At 69.2% G+C, this 25437-nt stretch carries 20 protein-coding genes; 11 read left to right on the top strand and 9 right to left on the bottom strand.

The window, feature by feature from the left end; genetic code table 11:
• The first annotated feature begins 65 nt into the window (after positions 1–65).
• The 6 genes from ACQ86G_RS27000 to dut all read left to right on the top strand — a co-directional run bounded on the left by ACQ86G_RS27000 (position 66) and on the right by dut (position 6003).
• The gene (locus ACQ86G_RS27000; RefSeq protein WP_431047263.1) at positions 66–923 is read left to right on the top strand and encodes a purine-nucleoside phosphorylase; all 858 of its coding nucleotides are present in this window, start codon (positions 66–68) and stop codon (positions 921–923) included.
• 133 nt (positions 924–1056) lie between these two features.
• Complete coding sequence (gene deoC, locus ACQ86G_RS26995) at positions 1057–1848, top strand: deoxyribose-phosphate aldolase (protein ID WP_431258156.1); 792 nt, start codon at positions 1057–1059, stop codon at positions 1846–1848.
• Positions 1849–1989: 141 nt separating this feature from the next.
• Positions 1990–3309, top strand: coding sequence for a thymidine phosphorylase (deoA, locus tag ACQ86G_RS26990; protein WP_431261507.1), 1320 nt, complete (start codon positions 1990–1992; stop codon positions 3307–3309).
• 37 nt (positions 3310–3346) lie between these two features.
• Entirely contained in the window at positions 3347–4078 is a 732-nt protein-coding gene (trmB, locus tag ACQ86G_RS26985) for a tRNA (guanosine(46)-N7)-methyltransferase TrmB (RefSeq protein WP_431258155.1), read from the top strand.
• 172 nt (positions 4079–4250) lie between these two features.
• Positions 4251–5480, top strand: a complete 1230-nt coding sequence (gene coaBC / locus ACQ86G_RS26980; protein WP_431258154.1) for a bifunctional phosphopantothenoylcysteine decarboxylase/phosphopantothenate--cysteine ligase CoaBC — start codon at positions 4251–4253, stop codon at positions 5478–5480.
• A 73-nt stretch (positions 5481–5553) separates the two neighbouring features.
• Entirely contained in the window at positions 5554–6003 is a 450-nt protein-coding gene (gene dut / locus ACQ86G_RS26975) for a dUTP diphosphatase (protein WP_431102716.1), read from the top strand.
• Positions 6004–6189: 186 nt separating this feature from the next.
• On the opposite strand, the gene ACQ86G_RS26970 is transcribed toward dut, so the two are convergent.
• The 5 genes from ACQ86G_RS26970 to ACQ86G_RS26950 all read right to left on the bottom strand — a co-directional run bounded on the left by ACQ86G_RS26970 (position 6190) and on the right by ACQ86G_RS26950 (position 11495).
• Positions 6190–8619 carry an amidohydrolase family protein gene (locus tag ACQ86G_RS26970; protein ID WP_431258153.1) on the bottom strand — a complete coding sequence of 810 codons (2430 nt, stop codon included), beginning with the start codon at positions 8617–8619 and terminating at the stop codon, positions 6190–6192.
• Between the two features lie 32 nt (positions 8620–8651).
• The gene (locus ACQ86G_RS26965) at positions 8652–9398 is read right to left on the bottom strand and encodes a TolB family protein (protein WP_431258152.1); all 747 of its coding nucleotides are present in this window, start codon (positions 9396–9398) and stop codon (positions 8652–8654) included.
• A 303-nt stretch (positions 9399–9701) separates the two neighbouring features.
• Complete coding sequence (locus ACQ86G_RS26960; RefSeq protein WP_431258151.1) at positions 9702–10334, bottom strand: NAD-dependent epimerase/dehydratase family protein; 633 nt, start codon at positions 10332–10334, stop codon at positions 9702–9704.
• Between the two features lie 46 nt (positions 10335–10380).
• Positions 10381–10977, bottom strand: a complete 597-nt coding sequence (locus ACQ86G_RS26955; protein ID WP_431258150.1) for a hypothetical protein — start codon at positions 10975–10977, stop codon at positions 10381–10383.
• The gene (locus ACQ86G_RS26950; protein WP_431258149.1) at positions 10971–11495 is read right to left on the bottom strand and encodes a saccharopine dehydrogenase NADP-binding domain-containing protein; all 525 of its coding nucleotides are present in this window, start codon (positions 11493–11495) and stop codon (positions 10971–10973) included. Before ACQ86G_RS26950 ends, ACQ86G_RS26955 begins: the two co-directional genes overlap by 7 nt.
• A gap of 138 nt (positions 11496–11633) precedes the next feature.
• Between ACQ86G_RS26950 and ACQ86G_RS26945 the strand changes: the two genes are divergently transcribed.
• The gene (locus tag ACQ86G_RS26945; RefSeq protein WP_431258148.1) at positions 11634–12422 is read left to right on the top strand and encodes a hypothetical protein; all 789 of its coding nucleotides are present in this window, start codon (positions 11634–11636) and stop codon (positions 12420–12422) included.
• A 57-nt stretch (positions 12423–12479) separates the two neighbouring features.
• On the opposite strand, the gene ACQ86G_RS26940 is transcribed toward ACQ86G_RS26945, so the two are convergent.
• A complete protein-coding gene (locus ACQ86G_RS26940; protein WP_431258147.1) occupies positions 12480–13448 on the bottom strand; it encodes a cupin domain-containing protein in 969 nt (322 codons plus the stop codon).
• A 110-nt stretch (positions 13449–13558) separates the two neighbouring features.
• Between ACQ86G_RS26940 and ACQ86G_RS26935 the strand changes: the two genes are divergently transcribed.
• Positions 13559–14416: an SDR family oxidoreductase gene (locus ACQ86G_RS26935; protein WP_431258146.1), complete on the top strand. Its 858-nt coding sequence runs from the start codon at positions 13559–13561 to the stop codon at positions 14414–14416.
• Positions 14417–14631: 215 nt separating this feature from the next.
• A complete protein-coding gene (locus ACQ86G_RS26930) occupies positions 14632–16125 on the top strand; it encodes a choice-of-anchor Q domain-containing protein (protein WP_431258145.1) in 1494 nt (497 codons plus the stop codon).
• A 117-nt stretch (positions 16126–16242) separates the two neighbouring features.
• On the opposite strand, the gene fusA is transcribed toward ACQ86G_RS26930, so the two are convergent.
• Positions 16243–18345, bottom strand: a complete 2103-nt coding sequence (gene fusA, locus ACQ86G_RS26925) for an elongation factor G (RefSeq protein ID WP_431258144.1) — start codon at positions 18343–18345, stop codon at positions 16243–16245.
• Positions 18346–18634: 289 nt separating this feature from the next.
• On the opposite strand from fusA, the gene ACQ86G_RS26920 reads away from it, so the two are divergent.
• Together ACQ86G_RS26920 and purL are read left to right on the top strand one after the other, a co-directional pair.
• Positions 18635–18928 (top strand): hypothetical protein, encoded by a 294-nt coding sequence (locus ACQ86G_RS26920; protein WP_431258143.1) that lies wholly within the window; start codon positions 18635–18637, stop codon positions 18926–18928.
• A 190-nt stretch (positions 18929–19118) separates the two neighbouring features.
• Positions 19119–23135 carry a phosphoribosylformylglycinamidine synthase gene (gene purL, locus ACQ86G_RS26915; protein WP_431258142.1) on the top strand — a complete coding sequence of 1339 codons (4017 nt, stop codon included), beginning with the start codon at positions 19119–19121 and terminating at the stop codon, positions 23133–23135.
• A 113-nt stretch (positions 23136–23248) separates the two neighbouring features.
• Here purL and ACQ86G_RS26910 read toward each other — a convergent pair whose 3' ends face one another.
• A complete protein-coding gene (locus ACQ86G_RS26910) occupies positions 23249–24253 on the bottom strand; it encodes an LLM class flavin-dependent oxidoreductase (RefSeq protein WP_431258141.1) in 1005 nt (334 codons plus the stop codon).
• Between the two features lie 56 nt (positions 24254–24309).
• A complete protein-coding gene (locus tag ACQ86G_RS26905; protein ID WP_431258140.1) occupies positions 24310–25374 on the bottom strand; it encodes a S1C family serine protease in 1065 nt (354 codons plus the stop codon).
• Between the last annotated feature and the right edge of the window lie 63 nt (positions 25375–25437).

Genomic DNA, 25437 nt, shown 5'->3' with positions numbered 1-25437 from the left:
GACATCCGCGCCGACATCCCCATCGACATCGACGCGGCCGCCGTGGCCGCGACAGGAGAACGAACATGTCCATCCCCCTGCAAGGCGCCGAGCTCGACGCCGCCATCACCGCCAGCATCGCCACGCTGAAGTCGACCTTCGGCGAACAAGGCCCTGAAGTCGCGGTCGTGCTCGGTTCCGGCTGGTCCGGCGCCGTCGACCAGCTGCAGGACGTGCAGCACCTGCCGTACGCGCAGTTGCCGGCCTTCCCGCAACCGAAGGTCGAAGGCCACGTGGCCGAGATCGCCGTGGGCCGCGTCGGCCAGCAACGCGTGGCGATGCTGCGCGGCCGCGCCCACACCTACGAGAGCGGCGACTGCACCGGCATGGCCGGCGCGATCCGCAGCCTGAAGGCGTGGGGCGTGAAGGTGCTGGTGCTGACGAACGCGTCGGGCAGCCTGCGCTCGCACCAGCCCCCGGGCAGCCTGATGCTGATCTCGGACCACATCAACGCGCCGCAGCGCTCGCCGCTGACGGGCCTGCCGGGCAGCGACCGCTTCTGCGACATGAGCGTCGCGTACGACGCCGAGCTGCGCCAGCAAGGCTTCAAGATCGCCCGCGAGCACAACATGGTGCTGACCGAGGGCGTGTACGTGTGGGCCGTCGGTCCGCACTTCGAGACGCCGGCGGAGATCCGCATGTTCGCCGCCTGGGGCGCGGACGCGGTCGGCATGAGCACCGTGCCGGAGACCATCCTGGCGCGTCACGCGGGCCTGCGCGTCGCCGGCCTGGCGCTGATCACCAACATGGCCGCGGGCATGTCCGACGAGGCGCTGACGCACGCGCTGACGCTGCAGCAGGCGAAGGTGTCGGGCGACCGCGCCGCCGCCTATCTGGGTCAGTACTTGGCCTCGCTGGCGACGCTGGAATCGCTGAAGGCCTGATCGTCGGCCGGTGCAAGATCAGGGCGACGCACCCCGGTCGACCGGTCGCCCGATGTATCGATCGCCGGAACCGGCGGGCTGTTGTGCGGACTGACCGGACGGTCGTCCATGGATGAGCAGTAGGGAGTAGTCGATGAAGTCGGAGATGATGAAGTCGGAGATGAGTCTGGAACAAGCGGCGCGTCTGGCGTTGCAGTGCCTGGACCTGACGAGCCTGAACGACGGCGACACCGCCGCGGACATCGAGGCGTTGTGCCAGCGGGCGATCGGCGCGCCGGAACGTGGTCACGTGGCCGCCGTGTGCGTGTGGCCGAAATTCGTCGCGCAGGCGCGTGCCGCGCTGCCCCAGGACATCCGCGTCGCCGCGGTCGCCAACTTCCCCGACGGCAGCCTGGATCTGCCGCGCGTGCTGGCCGAGATCGACACGATCGCGCAGGCCGGCGCCCAGGAAGTGGATGTCGTGCTGCCGTATCGCGCGCTGATGGCGGGCCAGTCGACCGAGGTGGGTGAGTTCCTGTCCGAGGTCCGGCATGCGACGCGGCCGCTGACGCTGAAGGTCATCATTGAATCGGGCGAACTCGGCTCGACCGCGCGCATCGCCGAGGCCACGCGCCAGGCGCTGATGGCGGGCGCCGATTTCGTCAAGACGAGCACCGGCAAGACCAAGGTGTCGGCGACGCCGGAAGCGGCCGCGACGATGCTGCGCGAGATCGCCGGCAGCGGCTTCGGCAACGCGGGCTTCAAGGCCTCGGGCGGCATCCGCTCGGTGATCGATGCCCGTGCCTACCTGCAACTGGCGGCCGATGCGCTCGGCGTCGGCGCGCTGACGCCGCAACGCCTGCGCTTCGGCGCGAGCGGGCTGCTGGGCGACATCGAGGCGGTGCTGGCCGGGCAGGACAGCGCGGCCGTCAGCGCCGCCTACTGACGCAGTGAAGCAGCGTAGAAAGCAGCGTTGAAGCCGTACTGACGCAGCGCTCGACGAGCGATCAACGAGCGCAAGCCGCGACGACCCGCCTCGATGGACGAGGGCGGGCGCATAACGACAACACATCGAAGGGACGCGGCGATCATGCTGGCTCAGGAAATCATTCGCACCAAGCGTGAGGGGCGCGCGCTGGACGAGACCCAGATCGGGCACTTCGTGCGCGGGCTGGTGGACGGCAGCTGGAGCGAAGGCCAGGTGGCCGCGCTCGGCATGGCGGTGTTCCTGCGGGGCATGGGACGCGACGAGGCCGTCGCCCTGACGCGCGCGATGATGAACAGCGGTCGCGTGCTGAGCTGGCCCGACATGCCCGGCCCGGTGCTCGACAAGCATTCGAGCGGCGGCGTCGGCGACAAGCTGAGCCTGATGATCGCGCCGATGGTGGCGGCCTGCGGCGGCTACGTGCCGATGATCGCGGGCCGCGGGCTCGGCCACACCGGCGGGACCGTCGACAAGCTCGAGGCCATCCCCGGCTACACGACGACGCCGGCACCGGCCGACTTCGACCGCATCGTGCGGACGCTGGGCTGCGCCATCATCGGCCAGACCAGCGATCTGGCGCCGGCCGACAAGCGCTTCTACGCGGTGCGCGACATCACCGCCACGGTGGAGAGCGTGCCGCTGATCACCGCGAGCATCCTGTCGAAGAAGCTCGCGGCCGGGCTGCAGGGCCTGGCGATGGACATCAAGTGCGGCAACGGCGCTTTCGCGGCCACGCCGGAATTCGGACGCGAGCTCGCGCAGAGCATCGTGGACGTGGCCGGCGGCGCGGGGCTGCGCACGCGCGCGCTGATCACCGACATGAACCAGGTGCTGGGCCAGGAGGTCGGCAACGCGCTGGAAGTGCGCGGTGCCATCGACTACCTGACCGGTCGCAAGCCGCGCGAGACCCGCACCCATGAGCTCACGCTGGCGCTGTGCGCCGAGATGCTGGTGCTGGGCGGACTTGCGCCCGACACGGCCTCGGCCCGCGTGAAGCTGCAGGCGGCGCTGGACAGCGGCGCGGCGGCGGAACGCTTCGCGAAGATGGTCGCGGCGCTCGGCGGACCGGCGGATCTGCTGGAGAAGCCCGAGGCCCACCTCGCATCGGCGCCGGTCGTGCGCCCGATCCCGGCACCGCGCGCGGGCCGCCTCGTCGGCATGAACACGCGCGACCTCGGCCTCGTCATCGTCGAGCTCGGCGGCGGTCGACGCCTGCCGGGCGACGCGCTCGACATGCGCGTCGGGCTCGACCGCTTCGCGCAGCTCGGCGATGTCGTGGCGGCAGGCGATCCGATCGCCTTCGTCCACGCCGCCGACGAGGCTTCGGCCGACCGCGCCATTGCGCAGGTGCTGGCCGCCATCACGATCGGCGACGCGCCTTCCTGGGCCCCCACGCCGCTCGTCATGGCCGAACTGGGCTGATCGCTAAAATCCCGGCCCTCGAATCCTGATTCCCGACATGTCCGATCCCATCGACTCCAACGACTCGCCCGAAGGCGAGGGCGTCAACCACCCCAAAGCCCGCATCCGCAGCTTCGTCGTGCGCGCCGGTCGCATGGGCACCGGACAGGTCAAGGCGCTCGCGGAACTCGGCCCGAAGTTCGTGCTGCCGTTCAAGCCCGAGGCGATGGACTACGAAGCCACCTTCGGACGAAAGGCGCCCGTCGTCTTCGAGATCGGTTTCGGCATGGGCGGCCCGACCGCCCAGATCGCGCAGACGCTGCCCGGCATCGACTTCATCGGCTGCGAGGTCCATGAACCTGGCGTCGGCGCGCTGCTCAAGCTGATCGGCGAGCAGGACATCCCCAACATCCGCATCTTCCAGCACGACGCCGTCGAGGTGCTGGACCGCATGATCCCCAAGGCCTCGCTGGCCGGCGTGCACATCTACTTCCCCGATCCCTGGCACAAGAAGCGCCACAACAAGCGCCGCCTGGTGCAGCCCGGATTCGTCGCCAAGCTGGTGCAACACCTGGCGCCGGGCGGCTACCTGCACCTGGCCACCGACTGGGAACCTTACGCCCAGCAGATGCTCGAAGTGTTGGCCGCCGATCCGGACCTGGTGAACACCTCGACCCGCGCGGACGGCTACGCCGACAAGCCCGAGTACCGTCCGCTGACCAAGTTCGAGAACCGCGGCCTGAAGCTGGGACACGGCGTCTGGGACCTGGTGTTCAAGCGCAAGGCCTGACCCGCTCCCGCGCCATGTCGGGGCGCGCATGCCCCATCCCGCCCCCTGATGGGCGGGAGTGCGCCAATCCTGCCCATCAGGGCGGGAACCCGCGTGACGAAGGTCAGGCGCGGCCGGACCTGCAAGGCCTTTCAGGGATCGCCGGAAGGTCGCACTGTTAGAGTTCCCGCCTATGTCCGAATCCAACTCCCTTGCCGGTCGGCATGTGCTCCTGGGCCTGTCCGGCGGCATCGCCTGCTACAAGATCGCCGAGCTGACGCGGCTGTTCGTGAAGGCCGGCGCCACGGTGCAGGTCATCATGACGGAGGCTGCCGAGGCCTTCATCACGCCGGTGACGATGCAGGCGCTGTCCAACCGCCCGGTCTTCACCAGCCAGTGGGATGCGCGTCCTGACAACAACATGGCGCACATCAACCTGACGCGCGAGGCCGACGTGATGGTGATCGCGCCCGCCAGCGCGGACTTCATCGCCAAGCTGGCGCAAGGCCGCGCGGACGACCTGCTGTCGCTGACGGCGCTGGCGCGTCCGGCGCACAAGTGCGCGCTGCTGCTGGCGCCGGCGATGAACCGCGAGATGTGGGCGCATCCGGCCACGCAGCGCAACCTGGCGCAGGTGCAGGCGGACGGCGCGCTGGTGCTGGGCGTCGGTTCCGGCGACCAGGCCTGCGGCGAGGTCGGCGACGGCCGCATGCTGGAGCCGATGCAGCTGCTGGAGCACGTGGTCTCGCATTTCCAGCCCAAGGTGCTGGCCGGACGCAAGCTGCTGATCACCGCCGGTCCGACCTACGAGGCGATCGATCCGGTGCGCGGCATCACCAACCGCTCGAGCGGCAAGATGGGATTCGCCATCGCGCGCGCGGCCGCGGAGGCGGGCGCCGAGGTGACGCTGGTGGCCGGTCCCGTGCACCTGCCGACGCCGCTGGGCGTGAACCGCATCGACGTGCAGAGCGCGCGCGAGATGCTGGACGCGGTGCTGCCGCGCGCGGCGACGCACCAGGTGTTCGTCGCGACGGCGGCGGTCGCGGACTGGCGCCCGGCGCAGACCGCCGAGCACAAGATCAAGAAGAACGCCAAGGCCGGCGAGGCGGTGCCTCCCGCGCTGACCCTGGCCGAGAACCCCGACATCCTGGCGACGGTCGCCGCGCTGCCGCAGCCGCCGCTGTGCGTGGGCTTCGCGGCGGAGAGCCAGGACCTGGTCAAGCATGCGCGCGAGAAGCGCCAGCGCAAGAACGTGCCGCTGATCGTGGCCAACATCGGTCCCGCGGCTTTCGGCCAGGACGACAACGCGCTGACGCTGGTCGACGCGCGCGGCGAGCGTGAGCTCTCGCGCGCCGACAAGCTGACGCTGGCCCGCGAGCTGGTGCGCGAGATCGCGCAGCGGCTGACGACCTACGGTGCCTGAGGCGGACGCCGACCTTCAGACCTCCCGATCGCCCTTCCGACCGATTTTTCGACTGTTTCCCTCGACTGATTCCATGACCACCATCGATCTGAAGGTGCTCGACCGCCGCATGGCCGAGCAACTCCCTGCCTACGCGACGACCGGCAGCGCCGGCCTGGACCTGCGCGCCTGCCTGGACGAGGCGATCACGCTCGCGCCCGGTGACACCGTGCTGGTTCCCACGGGGCTGGCGATCCACATCGGCGATGCGGGTCTGGCCGCGATGATCCTGCCGCGCTCGGGTCTGGGCCACAAGCACGGCGTGGTGCTGGGCAACCTGGTCGGCCTGATCGACTCGGACTACCAGGGCCAGTTGATGGTCAGCGTGTGGAACCGCGGCAAGGACACCTTCACGATCCAGCCGATGGAGCGCATCGCCCAGATGGTGATCGTGCCGGTGGTGCAGCCGACTTTCCGTGTCGTCGACGACTTCGACGCGTCCTCGCGCGGCGAGGGCGGTTTCGGCTCGACCGGCAAGGCCTGACCCCACTTGTGGCGGCGCTGGCGCAAGTCCGGCGCCGGCCGTACCTGGCGACACAAGCGGGCTCACGCAGTCAGACCGGTCAATCGCAGGCGTAGTCAGCGATCGTGAGTGGGGCCGGAATGGGGCTTGGGGTTCCCGGAGGGAGGCCCCATGCCCCGTGGAGAGCCCGCGCTTGGCTGACCGAGGTCAGTCCCCGTGCCCGTGCCCCTCTTCAACGCCTGCTGCCGCCGCATCCACCGGCGCGCTCGCATTCGCGCCGTCGAAGAAGAACGGCTTGCGCAGCTTCTTCGCGGGCCAGACCTCGTTCATCGACGGGATGTCGAAGACGCGGCCGCCCTGCATGACCTGGCTGATCCTGTCGCTCTGGCGGATGTCCTTCAGGACGTCGCCGTCGAGGATCACCAGGTCGGCGAGCTTGCCCGGCTCCAGTGAGCCGATGTCCTTGTCCAGGCCGAGGTAGCGCGCCGGATTGAGCGTCGCGGTGCGGATCGCCTCCAGCGAGCTCATGCCGCCCAGGCCCATCATCCACAGTTCCCAGTGCGCGCCCAGGCCCTCGCGCTGGCCGTGTGCGCCGATGTTCACCGAGACGCCGGCGCGCTGCAGCTCGGTCGCGGTCTTCGCGACCTGGATGACGTTGAAGTCTTCCTCCGGCGCTGTCTCGCGGCGCACGCTGCGCGGCTCCAGCACCGCCTTGGGCACGAACTTGCTGAGGATCGGGTGGCGCCAAACGTCCGTGCGCGCGTACCAGTAGTGCTCGCCGTCCAGGCCGCCGTAGGCGACGTTCAGCGTCGGCGTGTAGCCGACCTGCGTCTGCGGCCACAGCTGCTTCACGTCGTCGTAGACCTTGGCCACGGGCAGTGCGTGTTCCACGCCGGTGTGGCCGTCGACCACCATCGACATGTTGAGCTGGAACAGGGAGCCGCCTTCCGGCACGACCATCATCCCGGTCTCGCGCGCGGCTTCGAGCACCTGCTGGCGCTGGTCGCGCCGCGGCTGGTTGTAGCTCTTCACACTGATCGCGCCGGCCGACTTCAGCCGCTTCAGATGCGTCTGCGCGTCGTCCAGGCTGTTGATGACCGCGGAGAAGTCGGCCTTCGCGCCGTACAGCACCGTGCCGGTCGAGAAGATGCGCGGTCCGACCACGCGGCCGGTGCGTTGCATCTCCGACTGCGTGTAGATGTCGCTGGTGCGGTTGGACGGATCGTGCAGCGTCGTCAGGCCGAAGGCCAGCGACGCGTAGTTGATCCAGCTCTGCTGCGGGACGATCTCGCTCTCGGCCATGGTGCCGTGCCAGTGCGCGTCGATCAGGCCCGGGATGACCGTCTTGCCGGCGGCCTGGATGGTCTCCGTGCCGGCGGGGATCGTCACCGATGCGCGCGGCCCGATCGCGGCGATGCGGTCGCCGTCGACCAGGATCGCGCCGTCCTCGATCACTTCATCGGGCTTGCTCGCGCTCATCGTGACGATGCGCGCGCCGACGATCGCGATGCGGCCCTTGGGCTTGTCGGCGGTCAGCGTCAGCTTGATGGGCGCGCCGCGCTCCGACGGCTTGAAGCCCGGCTGCAGCGCCTGCGTCAGCGGCACGGTGAAGAGCTCGTTGCCCAGCGCGTAGTGCAGCGCATACGGCTGCGACTTGCCGTCGCCCGACCACTGCAGGTCGTCGCCCGCGTTCACGTCGAGCTTCTTCACCGGCATGGCCTCGGCCTTCGGGCCGACCGTCTGCAGCTTGCCCGCGGGCGCGAGCGGCGTCACGTAGGTGTGGAAGCGTTCGGTGAAGCCCAGCCACTGGCCGTCCGGCGACACGGTGAAGCGGGTCGCGAATTCGCTCTTGGCGACGGCGAACTCGCTGCGCTCGATCAGGTTCAGGCGGACCAGCTGGTGATTCGAATCGACCTCGCCGGTCGTCTGCTTGCGCGTGACGTAGAGCGTGTCGTTGTCGGCGCCGAACTGGGGTGCCTCGCCGTCCTTGGTGACGCGACGCGGCTGGCCCTTGCCGTCGGCGGCGGCGACGTAGACGCCGGGCTCCAGGCTGTTCCAGGGCGAGGTCAGGAAGCCGCCCTTGGCCTTCTGGTACGCGACGGTCCTGCCGTCCGGCGAGAACGCCGGCGACAGGTACTTGCCCGGTTCAGGCGTGACGATCGTGTCGCGGCCACCGGCGAGATCGAGCACGCGCACGCGGCCCTGGTCCGCGTCGTTCCAGCTCACGTAGACGAGTTGCCTGCCGTCACGCGAGAACGCCGGGAAGTACTCGAAGCGCTCCGTCTGTGACGTGAGACGGCGCGCTTCGCCGACCGGTTGTCCGTCGCGGAGCTCGCTCGTGTAGAGGTAGCCGGCGGAGGAGAACACCACGCGCCTGCCGTCCGGCGAGACCTTGACCCAGCGCAGCATCTTCGAGTCGAAGGTGGCGGGCGCGACCTCATGCGCGAAACGCAGCGCGGGCGTGATCTGGCGCTCGTCCTTCACATGGAAGGGGATTTCCGCGGCGGTGGACTTGAACGGATCGATGCGCCACAGCTTGCCCTGCGCCCAGGCGACGACCTGCTTGGAATCGGGCATCCACGCGATGCCGGGGTACACGCCGTGCACGGACCAGGACTCCTGCAGGTCGCGTTCCATGCCGGTCCAGGCGGGGAACTCGCGGCCGGTCTTCAGGTCCTTGAGGAACAGCGTGGTGCGGCTGCCAGAGGCGTCGCGCAGGCGGCGGATGAAGGCGAGGTACTTGCCGTCGGGGAGGGCGTCGGGCGGATTGCGCCGCCGGCACCGGTGACGAAGGGCTCGCTGGTGCCGTCGGTCAGGTCCTGGCGGTAGATGCGGAAGATCTCGCCGGTGCTGTCCTTGTTGTATTCGAACTGGCGGCCCGGCGTGCTGTCCTGCGAGTAGTAGAGGAACTTGCCGTCGGGCGAGAGCGCCGGTTCGCCGAGGTCCTTCTGCCAGTTCGGCTTCTCGTTGAGCTGCTGGCCCTTGCCGCCGTCGACGTGATAGAGCCAGATCTCGCCGCTGCCCAGCGAGCGGGTGCCGGTGAAGTGCTTGCGGGCGGCGATGTACTTGCCGCCGGGATGCCAGACGGGGTTGTTGAGCAGGCGGAAGTCTTCGGTCGAGATCGCGCGGGCGTTGGAGCCGTCGGCGTTCATGACCCAGAGGTTGTCGCCGCCGCCGGCGTCGGAGACGAAGGCGATCTGCTTGCCGTCGGGCGAGAAGCGGGGCTGCATCTCCCAGGCGATCGAATGCGTCAGCGCCTTGGCTTCGCCGCCGGCTATGGGCATCACGTAGAGGTCGCCGAGCAGGTCGAAGACGATCTGCTTGCCGTCGGGGCTGACGTCGACCGACATCCAGGTGCCGGTGCGCACGTCGAGGTTGGCGATCTTCCTGTCGCCGGGGGCTGGTTGACGTTCCACTTCGCCGCCGGGGCCGACGCCGCAACGGCGGGGGAGGGGGCGCCGGCGGGCGCGTCAGCGGCGAAGGCGGCGGCCTGCAGGGCCAGCGCGAAAGCGATCACGCCCGCGCGGGCGGGCGTGACGGTGAAACCGTTGGCGCCCTTGGAAAGGGTCGTCGGCGAGGCCTGCTTCGTGAGCATCTTGTTCGTCATGGGGCACCCTGGGATGAAGAGTGCCGGCAGCATAGGTGGGCCCTACGCGCAAACCCGACCGGGTTTGCGAGGGCATGACGAATGGCAGTGCGGAGGGCGTATCGGGGGCGTGTCAGTTCATCCCGTCCGACGCGATCCAACGAAGTCCCGGTCTTGCCTCGGTCACTGCCTTGATCAGCACCGCGGCAATGCTGCTCGCCGGATTGATGCGGAACCTCTTCGGCAGGACCGGGGTCAGGATCCGGATCAGCGCCATCGCCGCATGTTCGGCGCGCCGGGTTTCCTGGCGCTCCCCGCCGATGAGGCTGGGCCTGCAGATCGTCAGTGATCGGAACCCGATGGCCTGGATGTCCCGTTCCACTTCGCCCTTGGTCCTCGTATAGAAGAACCGGGAGTCCGCCGATGCGCCCACGGCGCTCACGAGGGCGAAGGTTTCCGCGCCCGCGGCGTGCGCGGCCTTCCCGAAGGCGACGGGGAGCTCGTGGTCGACATGGCGGAACGCCTCTTTCGAGCCAGCCTTGGCCTGCGTCGTTCCCAATGCGCAGATCACCGCTTGAGGCTTGAGCGACGCCAGCTCAGGGATCAGGTCCTCCAGGTGGGAGACCACGGGATTCACCAGCTTGGCGGCAGGCGCCAATGGCTTGCGCGTCGGCGCCATCACTTCGGAGAACGCGTCGCTGGCAAGCGCGAGCTCCAGTGCGTTGCTGCCCACCAAGCCTGTGGCACCGAGCAGAAGCAGTCTCATCGTCGAATCTCCGGACTTCAGCGTGTCGAAGGCCTTGAGCCAGGTGTCATCCGAGCGGCTCGTCGGCTGGCAGATCGGTGACCATGCCCCATCGGTCGAATTCTGCGCTGAACTCATCCAGCGTCAGCAAACCCATGCAGGCATGAGCGCCCGGGGTCAGGTCTTCACCGCGCGCCAGCCGGCGCGCCAGCAGGATCGCGGCCATGCAGGGGATCTCGGGGCCGTGGTCGTCGTCGGCGGCGATGTGCCATTCCCTGCGGATGTTCCGACCTGTGGGACCTTCGCCTTCCACGCGCACGACCATGCCGCCGAGCGCCGAACCGAGGAAGTCGAACGCAGGTGCCGTGGCCTGCATCAGCGCGGCGAGTCGCGACGGCCGCTTCAGCAGACCGAGGCGCCGAAGCGTCGCCAGCCACCCCATCGCCCGCTGCGTGAGTCCCACCTCGAGCGCGGCCCGGAACATGACGCGGTCCGTGACGCCGTAGCGCGACGGGAACAGCTCGAGATCCGGGATGTCGCACAGCGCGCCGAGTCGCGGCCGCAAGCGGGCGAACGCGACGCGTGTGGGATCCGCCCAGCCCAGGCGCGGCTGCCAGCGCCCCTCGTCCCAGACCTGGATCGGTCCGCCGCAATAGCTCAACACGGCGGCGAGTGTCGCTTCCCCCGCGGCGCGGTCTGCGCCGGCGCGATGCAGACGTCGATGTTGCGGAGGGATCGCCACCCGCGCGTGAGCGCCTCCACGACGGCCGAAGACAAGGCCGGGACGGTGCTCGCGCCGGAGATGCCGACGCGTCCCGACCCACGGAAGGCCGCGTCCAGCGACGACGGGAAGTCGCAGACGAAGCGACGTCCGTCGGCGAGATCGATGTAGTGCGCACCGGCCCGGGCCGCGGCGTACGCGACGTCGTAGGACTGGTCCTGGAACGGCCCCGCGGTATGGATGAGCAGTTCGACGCCGAGGCGCCGGAGTTCCTCCGAGAACGCGGGCGAGGACAGATCGATGGCGAGGCCTGCGGCGCCCGATCCGAGTTCATCGGCCAACGCGCGGGCGCGCGCCGCATTCCGTCCCCCGACCAGCAACTCGATCGCGGGATCGCCCGCCAAGGCGCGGCAGATGCGCGCTCCGAAGTTGCCATAGCCTCCCAGTACCAGCGTCTTCAATTCGAGGTTCTCTCCGATCCGATTGGAGGCCGGAGTCTACGAGGACGTCGTCCGGCCGTCATGGACAATGCGCCGTCCCCGGCACGCCAGAAGCCGCCATAGACGCTTCGACCGCGGGACGTCCAGGGAGGACTCCAGATGTTCAAGAAGCTGTTCGGCGGCGGTTCGCGCACGCCTGCTCCATCGCCGCGTCCCGGCGGACGACCACCGGCCCCCGCGCCTGGGCCTCGCCCCCGGTCCGAGCATCCCGGCGCGGCCGCGCTGGCGGATGCGATCCGCCGCGAAAGCGCCAACGATCCGAACGTCGGCGCCAAGATCGGCGCGCGCGAGGTTCTCCAGCGCCTGCTCACGGCGATGAGCCACGGCCCCGACCGGCGCGTCCATGCCGAATCGCTGCTCACCGCGCTCGGCGCGCTGGCGGGTTATGCGTGCCAGATGAGCGTGCGCGCGCAAAACCTGACCCTGGGTCGGCCGGAGTTCGCCGGTTTCATCGTCGCGGAGGCGGACGGCAAGCGTTTCTTCTTCGGCGAGGCACCCAACAAGTTCCTGTTCGAAGACAGGTTCTCGGTGCGCAGCCTGGCCGCCGGGCAGGCGACGGCGCTCGGGCTCCCGGAGGAGCCGAATCCGCACGAGGTCGCGAAGCACGTGTCCGAGACCATGGGCACGCCGGCCTTTGGCGTGCCGCGTCTGCCGGAAGGGCACCGGCCGGCCGAGCTGCCGGTCGTGTACGTGAAGACGCTGTGGCCGGCGTTCTTCCCGACCGTCAAGATGACCTGCCAGAACCCGGAACTGTGGCCGCTGCTGTACGCCGTCGCGGCGCAGCAGGCCATGGACATGGCCAAGGCGACCATGCCGCCGGACCTGCTCTATGCGCTGGTCATGGAGGCCGCCGCGCCGATGGCCAAGGTCGATCTCGATCGCTACTGAGCGCTCTTGATCGCTCTTGATCGCTCTTGATCGCTGGTGCGGGACGTCCCTCGGCGCTCACCCCGCCGACAGCCGCCACGGATCTTCCCGCTCCGCCGCATCCTGCTGCCGGAACGCCTTCGGCGACTTCCCGACGGTGCGCTTGAACACCTTCGAGAAGCCGAAGGCGTCGCGATAACCGACCGCCGCGGCCACGGCCTCCAGGCTGTGTCGCGTCTGCGCCAGCAGTTGCATCGCGCGCTGCATGCGCACGATGCGCAGGTGATTCAGCGGCGTGTCGCCCATCGCCTCGCGGAAGCGTTCCGCCAGCGCCGTGCGCGACAGGCCGACCCGCTTCGCCAGCGCTTCCAGCGTCCACGGATGCGACGGGTCGCCGTGCATCAGCGCCACCGCGCGGCCGACGGTCGGGTCCTGCACGGCCAGGCTCCAGCCGACGCTCGTCGCCGCGCGTCGCGCGATCAGCTGCCGCAATGCGTAGGTGAACAGCAGGTCCAGCAAGCCGTGCGTGATGATCTCGGCACCAGGCTCCGCCTCGCGCAGTTCCTCGACCAGCAGGCCACCCGCCAGCGCCAGCGGCCCGAGCCGCGGCATGTCGGCGGCGCGCAGCACGGCCCAGATCGGCAGCTCCGCGAAGAACGGATGCAGCGGCGTGTGCCAGAACTGGTAGGCGCCGCTGAGCACGACAGCGCCCGCTTCCTCCGGCGTGCCCGACGGACCGGGCGTGCCGAGCGCCACCGTCCGCTGCATGTCGATGTCGTCGACGCGCTGGCCGTCCAGCGTCGGACGCAGGCTCAGCACATGCGGATGACCGCGTGACATCACGGCGATGTCGCCGCCGTTCAGCGTCAGCGGCTCGTCCAGCTCCGGCGCATGCAACACCACGCTGCCGCGCAGCACCACGTGCAGGCCGATGCTGCGGTCGCAGGGGAAGCGCAACGCGCAATCCTCCGACAGCTCGCTGAGGTCCAGCAGCCGTCGCGACAAGCCGGTGTCGCGCAGGACGGCGCTCAGCAGGTCGATGCTCATGAGTGGGGATCCTGGAACGGAAAGACATGAATTATGGATCTTTGTCCATTCCTGGTACGTATTCCGTTTTCTAACATGGATTCCTCATCACTGATTCCGGAGTCCTGAACATGATCGTCATCACCGGCGCCACCGGCCAACTCGGCCGCCTCGTCATCGACCGCCTGCTGGCCCTGGGCGTCGAGCCCGGCCGGATCGTCGCCGCCGTGCGCACCCCCGCCAAGGCCGCCGACCTGGCCGCGCGCGGCGTCGTCGTCCGCGAGGGCGACTACACCCGTCCCGACACGCTGACCACGGCCTTCGCCGACGCGGAGCGCGTGCTGCTGATCTCCTCGAACGAGCTGGGCGATCGCATTCCGCAGCACCGTGCCGTGGTCGATGCGGCCAAGGCGGTCGGCGTGGGCCAGCTCGTCTACACCAGCGTGCTGCATGCCGACCACTCCACGCTCGGTCTGGCCGGCGAGCACCGCGAGACCGAGGCGCTGATCACCGCCTCCGGCCTGACGCACGTGTTGCTGCGCAACGGCTGGTATGTCGAGAACTACCTCGCCGCGCTGCCGCAGGCGTTGGCGCACGGCGCCTTCCTGGGCTCCGCGCGCGAGGGCCGCATCTCGTGGGCGGCGCGCGCCGACTATGCGCACGCCGCGGCCGCGGTGCTGTCGCAGCCCATCGGCCCGAACGCCGTCTTCGAGCTGGCCGGCGACCAGGCCCACACGCTGGCAGCGCTGGCGGCGGAAGTCGCCCGCCAGAGCGGCAAGCCCGTGGTCTACAAGGACCTGCCGCGCGCGGACTTCCAGCGCTTCCTGCTGGACGCGGGCCTGCCGGCGCTACTGGCCGAGCTCCTCGCCGATTCGGACGAACAGGCCGCCGACGGCGCGCTGTTCGACGACAGCGGGGTCCTGAAGCGCCTGATCGGCCGACCGACGACGACGTTGGAGGCGTCGGTTCGCGCCGCACTTTCGATTTGATTTACATCGAAAGCTTGAATGGCTTATTCCGGCGAAAGGCGCCCAATTTGTGATTGATTTCGCACAAATTGACACCATAAAGCTTCTAATGGTTTCGATATCGACGATGGGTTGTCAGAAAAGAGAAGGCATTCGAAATTAACAATCCGGGTCGGGCACTCAGTCCCATGCGTCCTCAACCCCGGGATCCCTGCGATCCCGACCCGGAGCCTCCTTTGAAACCCATCCAAGCGCTTTCCTCCGTCGCCCTGGCCCTGCTGCTCGCGGGCGCCCACGCCCAGGCGGCCACCACGTACTACGTGTCCACCACCGGCAACGACGCCAACCCGGGCACGCTCGCGGCGCCGTGGCGGCACATCAACCACGCCGCCTCGGTCGCCGCCGCCGGCGCGACCGTCTACGTGCGTGGCGGCGTCTACAACGAGTACGTCACCTTCGCCAAGTCCGGCAACGCCACGGCCGGCCCGATCGTCTTCCAGAACTACGCCGGCGAGCTGCCCATCGTCGACGGCACCGGCGTGAACTGCTGCGGCGGCGACATGCGCGGTCTCTTCAACGTCAACAGCAAGAGCTACATCACGATCAACGGCTTCGAGATCCGCAACTACGCCAGCGGCACCAAGAACGACGAGCCGGCCGGCATCGTCGTGATCGGCTCGGGCACGCAGATCAAGCTGCTCAACAACAAGATCCACGACATCAAGACCACCATCGAGAAGACCGGCAACGCCCACGGCATCGCCGTGTGGGGCACGGGCACCACGCCGTACTCGCAGATCACCATCAGCGGCAACGAGGTCTACAACCTCAAGACCGGCCAGACCGAGACGGTCGCGCTCGACGGCAACGTCACCGACTTCAGCATCACCGGCAACCTGATCCACGACAACTCCAACATCGGCATCGACGTGATCGGCTTCCAGGGGACGGGCCCGGACGGGTACGACCAGGTGAGGAACGGGACCATCGCGGACAACCGGATCTACAACATCACGACGACGAAGAACCCGTCCTACAACAACGAGCCGTCGGCCGGCGGCATCTACTGCGACGGCTGCGCCAACGTGGTGATCGAGCGCAACCTCATCCGCAACGCCGACCTCGGCATCGAGGTCGCCGCCGAGACCGGCGGCGAGAAGTCCAGCAACGTGACCGTGCGCAACAACCTGGTCTACGACACGCAGCTGGCCAACATCTCGATCGGCGGCTACGACGCCAGCCGCGGCGGCGCGGACCGCGTGAACGTGGTGAACAACACCCTCTACCAGTCCGCCTCGGCCAAGGGCGAGGGCTTCCAGGTCCAGTTCAACACGACCAACAGCGTGTTCAAGAACAACATCGTCTTCCTGTCCAACGCGCAGAGCGGCACCGGCGGCCACATGGTCAGCAACGTGGCCACCTGGACCACCTCGCCGGTCGCCTTCGACAACAACGTCTACTTCAACGACGCCGGCAACGCCACCTGGATCTGGAACAACAAGACCTACACCGGCCTGGGCAGCTTCGTCTCCGGCGCCAAGCAGGACGCGCGCTCGAAGTTCGGGAACCCGCTGTTCTTCAACCTCGCGGGTCGTGACCTGCGCGTGTCGGCGAACTCGCCGGCCGTCGGCGCGGGCACCAACCTCGGCGCGAGCATCGTCGGCGCGACCGATTTCGCCGGTGCCGCGCGCGTCATCCAGGTCATCGACGCCGGCGCCTACGAGCGCTGAGCAAGACCTGACACCGGGCGTCACGTCGACGACGGAGACGCCATGAAACGGAACGGGCCGCGGTGATGAACCGGGGCCCGTTGTTCAAGCGCAAGCGCCTTGCAGGCTTACTTAGGCTTACTTGGCGCGAGCGGTCATGATCGCGTCCGCGACGTTCTTCGGCGCTTCGGAGTAGTGCTTGAACTCCATCGTGTAGGTCGCGCGGCCCTGCGTGGCCGAGCGTAGCGAGGTGGAGTACCCGAACATCTCCGACAGCGGCACTTCCGCCTTGATGATCTTGCCGCCGCCGACCATGTCGTCCATGCCCTGCACCATGCCGCGGCGGCTGGACAGGTCGCCCATCACCGTGCCGGCGTAGTCCTCGGGCGTCTCGACTTCCACTGCCATCATCGGCTCCAGGATCACCGGGCTGGCGCGCCGGCAGGCTTCCTTGAAGCCCAGCGACGCGGCCATCTTGAACGCGTTCTCGTTCGAGTCCACGTCGTGGTACGAGCCGAAGGTCAGCGTGACCTTCACGTCCACGACCGGATAGCCGGCCAGCACGCCGTTGGGCAGGCTGTCGATGACGCCTTTCTCGACCGCCGGGATGAACTCGCGCGGCACCACGCCGCCCTTGATCGCGTCGACGAACTCGAAGCCCTTGCCCGGCTCCTGCGGTGCCAGCGAGAACACCACGTGCCCGTACTGGCCCTTGCCGCCGGACTGGCGCACGAACTTGCCTTCCACGTCCGTCACCGCCTTGCGCACCGTCTCGCGGTAGGCCACCTGCGGCTTGCCGACGTTGGCCTCGACGCTGAACTCGCGCTTCATCCGGTCCACGATGATCTCCAGGTGGAGCTCGCCCATGCCGGAAATGATGGTCTGGCCCGACTCCTCGTCGGTGCGCACGCGGAAGGACGGGTCCTCCGCCGCCAGTCGACCGAGCGCGAGGCCCATCTTCTCCTGGTCCGCCTTGGTCTTGGGCTCCACCGCCTGCGAGATCACCGGCTCCGGGAAGACCATCCGCTCCAGCGTGATGATGGCCTCGGGGTCGCACAGCGTCTCGCCGGTCGTCACGTCCTTCAGGCCCACGCAGGCGGCGATGTCGCCGGCCAGGATCTCCTTGATCTCCTCGCGCTGGTTGGCGTGCATCTGCAGGATCCGGCCGATGCGCTCCTTCTTGCCGCGCGTCGGGTTGTAGACCGAATCGCCGGATTTCAGGATGCCCGAATACACCCGCACGAAGGTCAGCTGACCCACATACGGGTCGGTCATCAGCTTGAAGGCGAGGGCGCTGAACTTCGCATCGTCCGCGGCCGCGCGCGTCGTGTCCTGCTCGTCGTCATCCGTGCCGTGCACCGGCGGGATGTCCACCGGCGACGGCATGAAATCGATCACCGCGTCCAGCATGCGCTGCACGCCCTTGTTCTTGAACGCCGTGCCGCACAGCATCGGCTGGATCTCGCCGGCGATGGTCCGCTTGCGGATCGCGCGCCGGATCTCGTCCTCGGTCAGTTCGCCGGTCTCGAGGTACTTGTTCATCAGCTCCTCGTCGGCCTCGGCCGCCGCCTCGACCATCTTCTCGCGCCACTCGTCGGCCTGCGCCTTGAGCTCCGGCGGGATCTCCTGGTAATCGAAGGTCATGCCCTGCGTGGCGTCGTGCCACAGGATGGCCTTCATCTTCAGCAGGTCGATCACGCCCTTGAAATGCTCCTCCGCGCCGATCGGCAGCACCACCGGCACCGGGTTGGCCTTGAGCCGGTCCACCATCATCTGGCGCACGCGGTAGAAGTCCGCGCCGACGCGGTCCATCTTGTTCACGAAGGCCAGGCGCGGCACCTTGTACTTGTTGGCCTGGCGCCAGACGGTCTCCGACTGCGGCTGCACGCCGCCGACCGAGTCATACACCATCACCGCGCCGTCCAGCACGCGCATCGAGCGCTCCACCTCGATGGTGAAGTCCACGTGCCCGGGGGTGTCGATGATGTTGATGCGGTGCTCCGGATAGGAGCGGTCCATGCCCTTCCAGAAGCAGGTCGTCGCCGCCGAGGTGATCGTGATCCCGCGTTCCTGCTCCTGCGCCATCCAGTCCATCGTCGCCGCGCCGTCGTGCACTTCACCGATCTTGTGATTGACCCCGGTGTAGAACAGGATGCGCTCCGTCGTCGTCGTCTTGCCGGCGTCGATGTGCGCCGAGATGCCGATGTTGCGGTAGAGCTCGATGGGGGTCTTGCGGGACATGGTGGTCTCCAGTGGCCGAGGAACGACCCGCGCGCGCCAGCTTCGCTGGAGGCGCCCGCCGGGTCCGGGAAACGACCAATGTAGCGACAAGCCATGACCCCCGCCATCCGCCTTCTGGAAGAGCCCGGGGCATCAGGGGATGAGGGACGCGTGGCCGCGGACGCCCCGCGTCCGGCGTCACCCCCATGAATGAGGGGCAAGAAATCGGGCGAATGCTGGAATGTTCGAGCGGTTACGTCACGAAACATCCCTACATTGACCATTCCAACAAAGATTCCAGGGAGTTGTCGTGAAGTTGCGCGTGTTTGCCTGCCGCTGGCCGTCGATCCTCATGCTGGCCGGCCTGACCGCCGGAACGGCGGCCGCTGCGCCCGGCGACGTGGTCGCCGGCATGATCTGCACGGTGCCGGACGGCTGGTGGTCGCTGGACCGCGAGCGTCCCCAGCAGCCGGAGCCGGTGAAGGTGCTGGTCGTGAAGCCGCTGACCACCGGCGTGCCCGGCGCCTGGGTGCAACCGCAGCGCGGCAAGTTGTCCGACCAGCAACTGCAGCTGGCGCTGGAGCGTCTCACCGATTGCCGCTGAGATAGCCGCTGAGATAGCCGCCGACATCGCCATCGACGGGCGGGCGCCGACGGCCCGGGAGGGTCCCGCGAGGGGCCCAGCGGGGCGGTCCGGCCGCGGACTCCGGAGGGTAAACCCGGGCCGCGCGACCGCGCTGGCTAGAATGGCGGGCTCACCGTCGCGGCGCGCGGCGCAAACCCCCTGGGATCCCATGGCCAGCATCACCTCCTCCAAGCATCTGATTCACTTCGAGGGGGGCAATGCCCTCTCGTCCTTCCGGGCCGCGGCGCTGCTGGCGCGTCTTCAGGCCGTCAGCGACCGCATCGCCGCGGTGCATGCGCGCCACGTCCACTGGGTCTGGACGGACGCCGCCATCGATGCCGAAGGGCAGGGCAAGCTGGCCGCGCTGCTGGACTATGGTGACGCGTATGAAGGCCCCTCCGACGGCGCGCTGATCGTCGTCGCCCCGCGCCTGGGCACGCTGAGCCCCTGGGCCTCCAAGGCCACCGACATCGCCCACAACTGCGGCCTCGCGATCCACCGCGTCGAGCGCGTCACCGAATTCCGCCTGACGCTGAAGTCGGGCCTGCTGAGCAGCCTGACGGCCGGCTTGACGGGGGCCGCCAAGGTCCTGACCGAAGCTGAGATCCTCGCCTGCGCCGACCTGCTGCACGACCGCATGACCGAGAGCGTGCTGCTGTCGCGCGAGGCCGGCGCCCACCTGTTCGACGAGAAGCAGGCCCAGCCGCTCGCGCACGTCGACGTGCAGGGCCGCGGCCGCGCCGCGCTCGAGGAAGCCAACGGCGCCTGGGGCCTGGCGCTGTCCGACGACGAGATCGACTACCTGGTCGCCGCCTTCACCAAGCTGGGCCGCGACCCCAGCGACGTGGAACTGATGATGTTCGCGCAGGCCAACAGCGAGCACTGCCGCCACAAGATCTTCAACGCCGAGTTCACCATCGACGGCCAGGCGCAGCCGCTGTCGCTGTTCGGCATGATCCGCAACACCGAGAAGCTGCACCCGCAGCACACGGTGATCGCCTACGCCGACAACGCGGCGGTGATGGAAGGCCACGTGATCGAGCGCTGGATGGCCGCCGGCGACCGCCGCGCGCCGCAGTACGAGGCCCGCGCCGAGACGGCCCACGTGCTGATGAAGGTCGAGACGCACAACCACCCGACGGCGATCTCGCCGCACCCGGGCGCCTCCACCGGCGCCGGCGGCGAGATCCGCGACGAGGGCGCCACCGGCCGCGGCGCCAAGCCCAAGGCCGGCCTGACCGGCTTCTCGGTGTCCAACCTGCACCTGCCGGGCCTGTCCGAGCCGTGGGAGAAGAACCCGGTCGGCAAGCCCGCGCACATCGCCAGCGCGCTGCAGATCATGACCGAGGGCCCGCTGGGCGGCGCCGCGTTCAACAACGAATTCGGCCGGCCCGCGCTGGGCGGCTACTTCCGCGTCTTCGAGCAGGACGTGGACGGCATCCGCCGCGGCTATCACAAGCCCATCATGATCGCCGGCGGCCTGGGCGCCATCCGCGCGGACCTGACGAAGAAGATCGCCTTCCCCGCCGGCTCGCTGCTGATCCAGCTGGGCGGCCCCGGCATGCGCATCGGCATGGGCGGCAGCGCGGCGAGCTCGATGGCCGCGGGCACCAACACCGCCGACCTGGACTTCGATTCGGTCCAGCGCGGCAACCCCGAGATCCAGCGCCGCGCGCAGGAAGTCCTCAACCACTGCTGGGGTCTCGCCGAGCGCAATCCGATCCTGGCCGTGCATGACGTCGGCGCGGGCGGCATCTCCAATGCGTTCCCGGAACTGGTGAACGACGCCGGCCGGGGCGCGATCTTCGACCTGCGCAAGGTCCCGCTCGAGGAGAGTGGCCTGGCGCCCAAGGAGATCTGGTGCAACGAGAGCCAGGAGCGTTACGTCCTGGTGATCGCGCCTGAAAGTCTCGAGCTCTTCACCGCGATGGCCGAGCGCGAGCGCTGCCCGTTCGCGGTCGTCGGCGTGACGACCGAGCAGCGCGAGCTGGTGCTGGAAGACGGCACCGACGGTGAACGCGCCATCGACATGCCGATGGACGTGCTGCTGGGCAAGCCGCCGAAGATGCATCGCGACGTGACGCGCGTGGCCCGCTCGGGCGGTGCGCTGACGCTGGACGGCGTGGACCTGGCGACGACCGCGCGCACCGTGCTGCGCCACCCGACGGTGGCCAGCAAGCGCTTCCTGATCACCATCGGCGACCGCACCGTCGGCGGCCTGAACCACCGCGACCAGATGGTCGGTCCGTGGCAGCTGCCGGTGGCCGACGTCGCCGTCACGCTGTCCGACTTCAAGGGCTTCACCGGCGAGGCGATGAGCATGGGCGAGCGCACGCCGCTGGCCGCCGTCGACGCGCCGGCCTCGGGCCGCATGGCCGTCGCCGAGGCCATCACCAACCTGCTGGCCGCGCCGATCGAGCTCTCGCGCGTGAAGCTGTCCGCCAACTGGATGGCCGCCTGCGGCGAACCCGGCGAGGACGCCGCGCTGTACGACACCGTCAAGGCCGTCGGCATGGACCTGTGCCCGGCGCTGGGCATCTCGATCCCGGTGGGCAAGGATTCGCTGTCGATGCGCACGCGCTGGTCGGATGACGGTGCGACGAAGCAGGTCACCGCGCCGGTGTCGCTGATCATCACCGCCTTCGCGTCGCTGGCCGACGTGCGCGGCACGCTGACGCCGCAGCTGCGGGACGGCGACACGACGCTGGTCCTGGTCGACCTGGGCCAGGGTCGCATGCGCATGGGCGGCTCCATCCTGGCGCAGACGCTGAACCAGTTCGGCCCCGAGGTTCCGGACCTCGACGACCCCGCGCTGCTGAAGTCGCTGGTCGCTGCCGTCAACGAGCTGCGCGGTCAGGGCAAGCTGCTGGCGTACCACGACCGCAGCGACGGCGGCCTGTTCGCCGCGGCGATGGAGATGGCCTTCGCCGGCCAGCGCGGCGTGAGCCTGAACGTCGACATGCTGGTCACCGAAGGCGACGGCATCAGCGACAGCCGCGCCGAGGTGGGCGACTCCAAGAACTGGGCCTCGCAGGTCAGCGGCCGCCGCGACGAACTGACGCTGAAGGCGCTGTTCAACGAGGAACTGGGCGTCGTGCTGCAGGTCGCCACCGGCGACCGCGACGCGGTGCTGCAGACACTGCGCGCGCACGGCCTCTCGAAAATCTCGCACGTGGTCGGCAAGACCAACGATGCGAAGCAGGCGGAAGTCTGGCGCGACGCGAAGAAGGTCTTCGCCGCGCCGCTGAACGAGCTGCAGCAGGAGTGGGACCAGGTCTCGTGGCGCATCGCCCGCGAGCGCGACAACCCCGCCTGCGCCGACCAGGAACACGCGTTGTCCGCCACGCCGGGCAAAGGCCTGCACTGGTCGCCGAGCTTCGATGTCAAGGACGACGTCGCCGCGTCGCTGATCGCCAGCGGCGTCCGCCCCAAGGTCGCGATCCTGCGCGAGCAGGGCGTCAACTCGCATGTCGAGATGGCCTACGCGATGGCGCAGGCCGGCTTCGACGCCTACGACGTGCACATGAGCGACCTGCAGGCCGGCGCGGTCGACCTGAAGGACTTCAAGGGCTTCGTCGCCTGCGGCGGCTTCAGCTACGGCGACACGCTGGGCGCGGGCGAGGGCTGGGCGCGCTCCATCCTCTTCAACCCGGTGCTGAAGGCGGCCTTCGAGGCCTTCTTCGCGCGCTCCGACAGCTTCGCGCTGGGCGTGTGCAACGGCTGCCAGATGCTGGCGGCGCTGTCGCCGATGATCCCCGGCGCGCAGGACTGGCCGAAGTTCGTCCGCAACCGCAGCGAGCAGTTCGAAGCGCGCCTGGCGCAGGTCGAGATCGTCGACTCGCCCAGCATCTTCTTCACCGGCATGGCCGGCAGCCGCCTGCCCATCGCGGTCGCGCACGGCGAGGGCTTCGCGGACTTCTCGCAGCGCGGCAACGCCGACCAGGTGCTGCGCGCGATGCGCTACGTCGACGGCGACGGCCAGCCGACCGAGCAGTACCCGCTCAACCCCAACGGCAGCCCGCAGGGCCTGACCGCGGTGACCACGGCCGACGGCCGCTTCACCGCGCTGATGCCGCATCCGGAGCGCGTGTTCCGCAACATCCAGATGAGCTGGACCGGCGGCGACGCCGGCGAATTCAGCCCCTGGATGCGCATGTTCCGCAACGCGCGGAAGTGGGTGGGCTGATCAGGCGGCTGCGTCGGGCCTCCTCGGGCCCGTCGGTGCGGTGATCCGCTGGCGCCGGCCTCGTGCCGGCGCCGGACGATGCCGCCGGATGCCGGATGCCGGATGCGCCGGACTCAGCCGGCGTCCGTCCCCGCGGCGATGCCCGCCAGCAGCTCGTACGACCGCCGCCGCGCGGCCGGGTCGTGCACCGCGCAGGCGACGATGAACTCGTCGGCACCGGTGCGTTCCTGCGTCGCCAGCAGGCCGTCGCGCACAGTGCGCGGCGAGCCGACGATCGACTCCGACAGCATCCGCTCCACGCCCAGCTTCTCCCCGGCGGTCCACAACACGTCCATGCTGTCGATCGGCCGCGGCAGCAGGCCGCGCTGGCCGCGCTGCATGCCGAGGAAGCGCTGCTGGATCGAGGTGAACAGGCGCTGCGCCTGCGCGTCGGTGTCGGCCACGACGACGTTCAGGCCGACCGCCGCGTACGGCTCCGGATGGCGGGCGCTCGGGCGGTACTGCGCACGATAGATCTCGAGCGCCTGCATCAGCATCGCCGGCGCGAAGTGCGAGGCGAACGCGAACGGCAGGCCCAGGTAGGCGGCCAACTGGGCGCCGTACAGGCTGGAGCCGAGCAGCCAGACCGGCACCTCCGTGCCCTGGCCGGGCACGGCGCGCACGACCTGACCCTCCTGGGCGGGCGCGAGGTAGCCGATCAGCTCCAGCACGTCCTCGGGGAAGCGGTCCTCGTGCGCGGTCGCCAGGTGGCGGCGCAGCGCGCGCATCGTCGGGCCGTCGGTGCCCGGCGCCCGGCCCAGTCCCAGGTCGATGCGTCCGGGGAACAGCGTGGCCAGCGTGCCGAACTGCTCGGCGATCGTCAGCGGCGCGTGGTTGGGCAGCATGATCCCGCCGGAGCCGACGCGGATCGTCGACGTCGCCGCGGCGATCTGGCCGATCAGCACGGCGGTGGCGGACGACGCGACGCCGTCCATGTTGTGGTGTTCGGCGACCCAGTAGCGGGTGTAGCCGAGCCGCTCCGCATGCTGGGCCAGGGCCATGCTCTCGTGGAGCGCCTGCGCGGCGGAACCGCCTTCGACGATGAAGGCGAGGTCGAGGATCGAAAGTCGGGCTTGCATGGGCGCGGAGTCTAGGCGCGCCGTCCGGACCGCAGCCCCGGGAGGGTTAATCCCTCTCAGTCGCTGCCGAGCGGGGCCTGGACCTGCCGCGTCTTGCCGCCGCTCCAGACGGTGAGGGTGACCTTCTCGCCGATCTGGCGTTCCTCGAGTTCGCCGAGCAGGTCGTCGAGGTCGGCCACCGGCTTGCCGTTGACCGCGGTGATGACATCGCCGGCGACGATGCGGCCGTCGCGCCCGCGCAGGAAGGGCCGCAGTCCGGCGCGCTGCGCGCCGCCGCCGGCTTGCAGGCCGATCAGCACGACGCCCTTGGGCAGGCGCAAGACCTGGCGCAGCTGCTCGCTGCCGGCGGTCAGGCCCAGGGCCGGGCGGATGACGCGGCCATGCTGGATCAGTTGCGGCACGACGCGGTTCACCTCGTCCGCAGGGATCGCGAAACCGATGCCGTTGCTGCCGCCGCTGGGGCTGAAGATCGAGGTGTTGACGCCGATCAGCCGGCCCGCCGAGTCCAGCAGCGGACCGCCCGAGTTGCCGGGATTGATCGCCGCGTCGGTCTGGATCGCGCCGCGGATCGTGCGCTGCGTCATCGACTCGATCTCGCGGTTCAGCGCCGAGACGATGCCGCGCGTCAGCGTCTGGTCGAGCCCGAACGGGTTGCCGATCGCGTAGACCGTCTGCCCGACCTGCAGGTCGCGGCTGCTGCCCATCGGCACCGGGGTCAGCTTCTCGCGCGGCGCGACGATGCGCAGCACGGCCAGGTCGCGGTCCGGATCGACGCCGACCAGCGTCGCGTCGTACGCGCTCTGGTCCGACAGCGTCACCTTGGCCGCCGACGCGCCTCGGATCACATGGAAGTTGGTGACGATGTGGCCCGCCTCGTCCCACAGGAAGCCGCTGCCGGTGCCGCTGGGCACCTCCGTCACGTTGCGCGAGAAGAAGTCGCGCTGCTGCGCCAGTGTCGTGATGTGGGCGACCGACGGCGACACCTTGCGGAACACCGCGATGTTGTTCTGCTCCTGCGCGTCGAGCGGCCCGCGCGGCGCGACTGGCCGTGGCTGGGGCCAGGCATTGCCCGACAGGACGAGAAAGCCGGCGAGAACGATGCAGGAAAGCCGCAGATGCATGACAAGGACAGAGGCGGAGGACACGGGCCGATTATGAAAGCTCGACAACCCCGGCTGAGGCGG

This window comes from Roseateles chitinivorans (assembly GCF_050632145.1).
Lineage (GTDB): Bacteria > Pseudomonadota > Gammaproteobacteria > Burkholderiales > Burkholderiaceae_C > Roseateles > Roseateles chitinivorans_B.
This window is presented reverse-complemented; position numbering and strand designations above follow the sequence as displayed.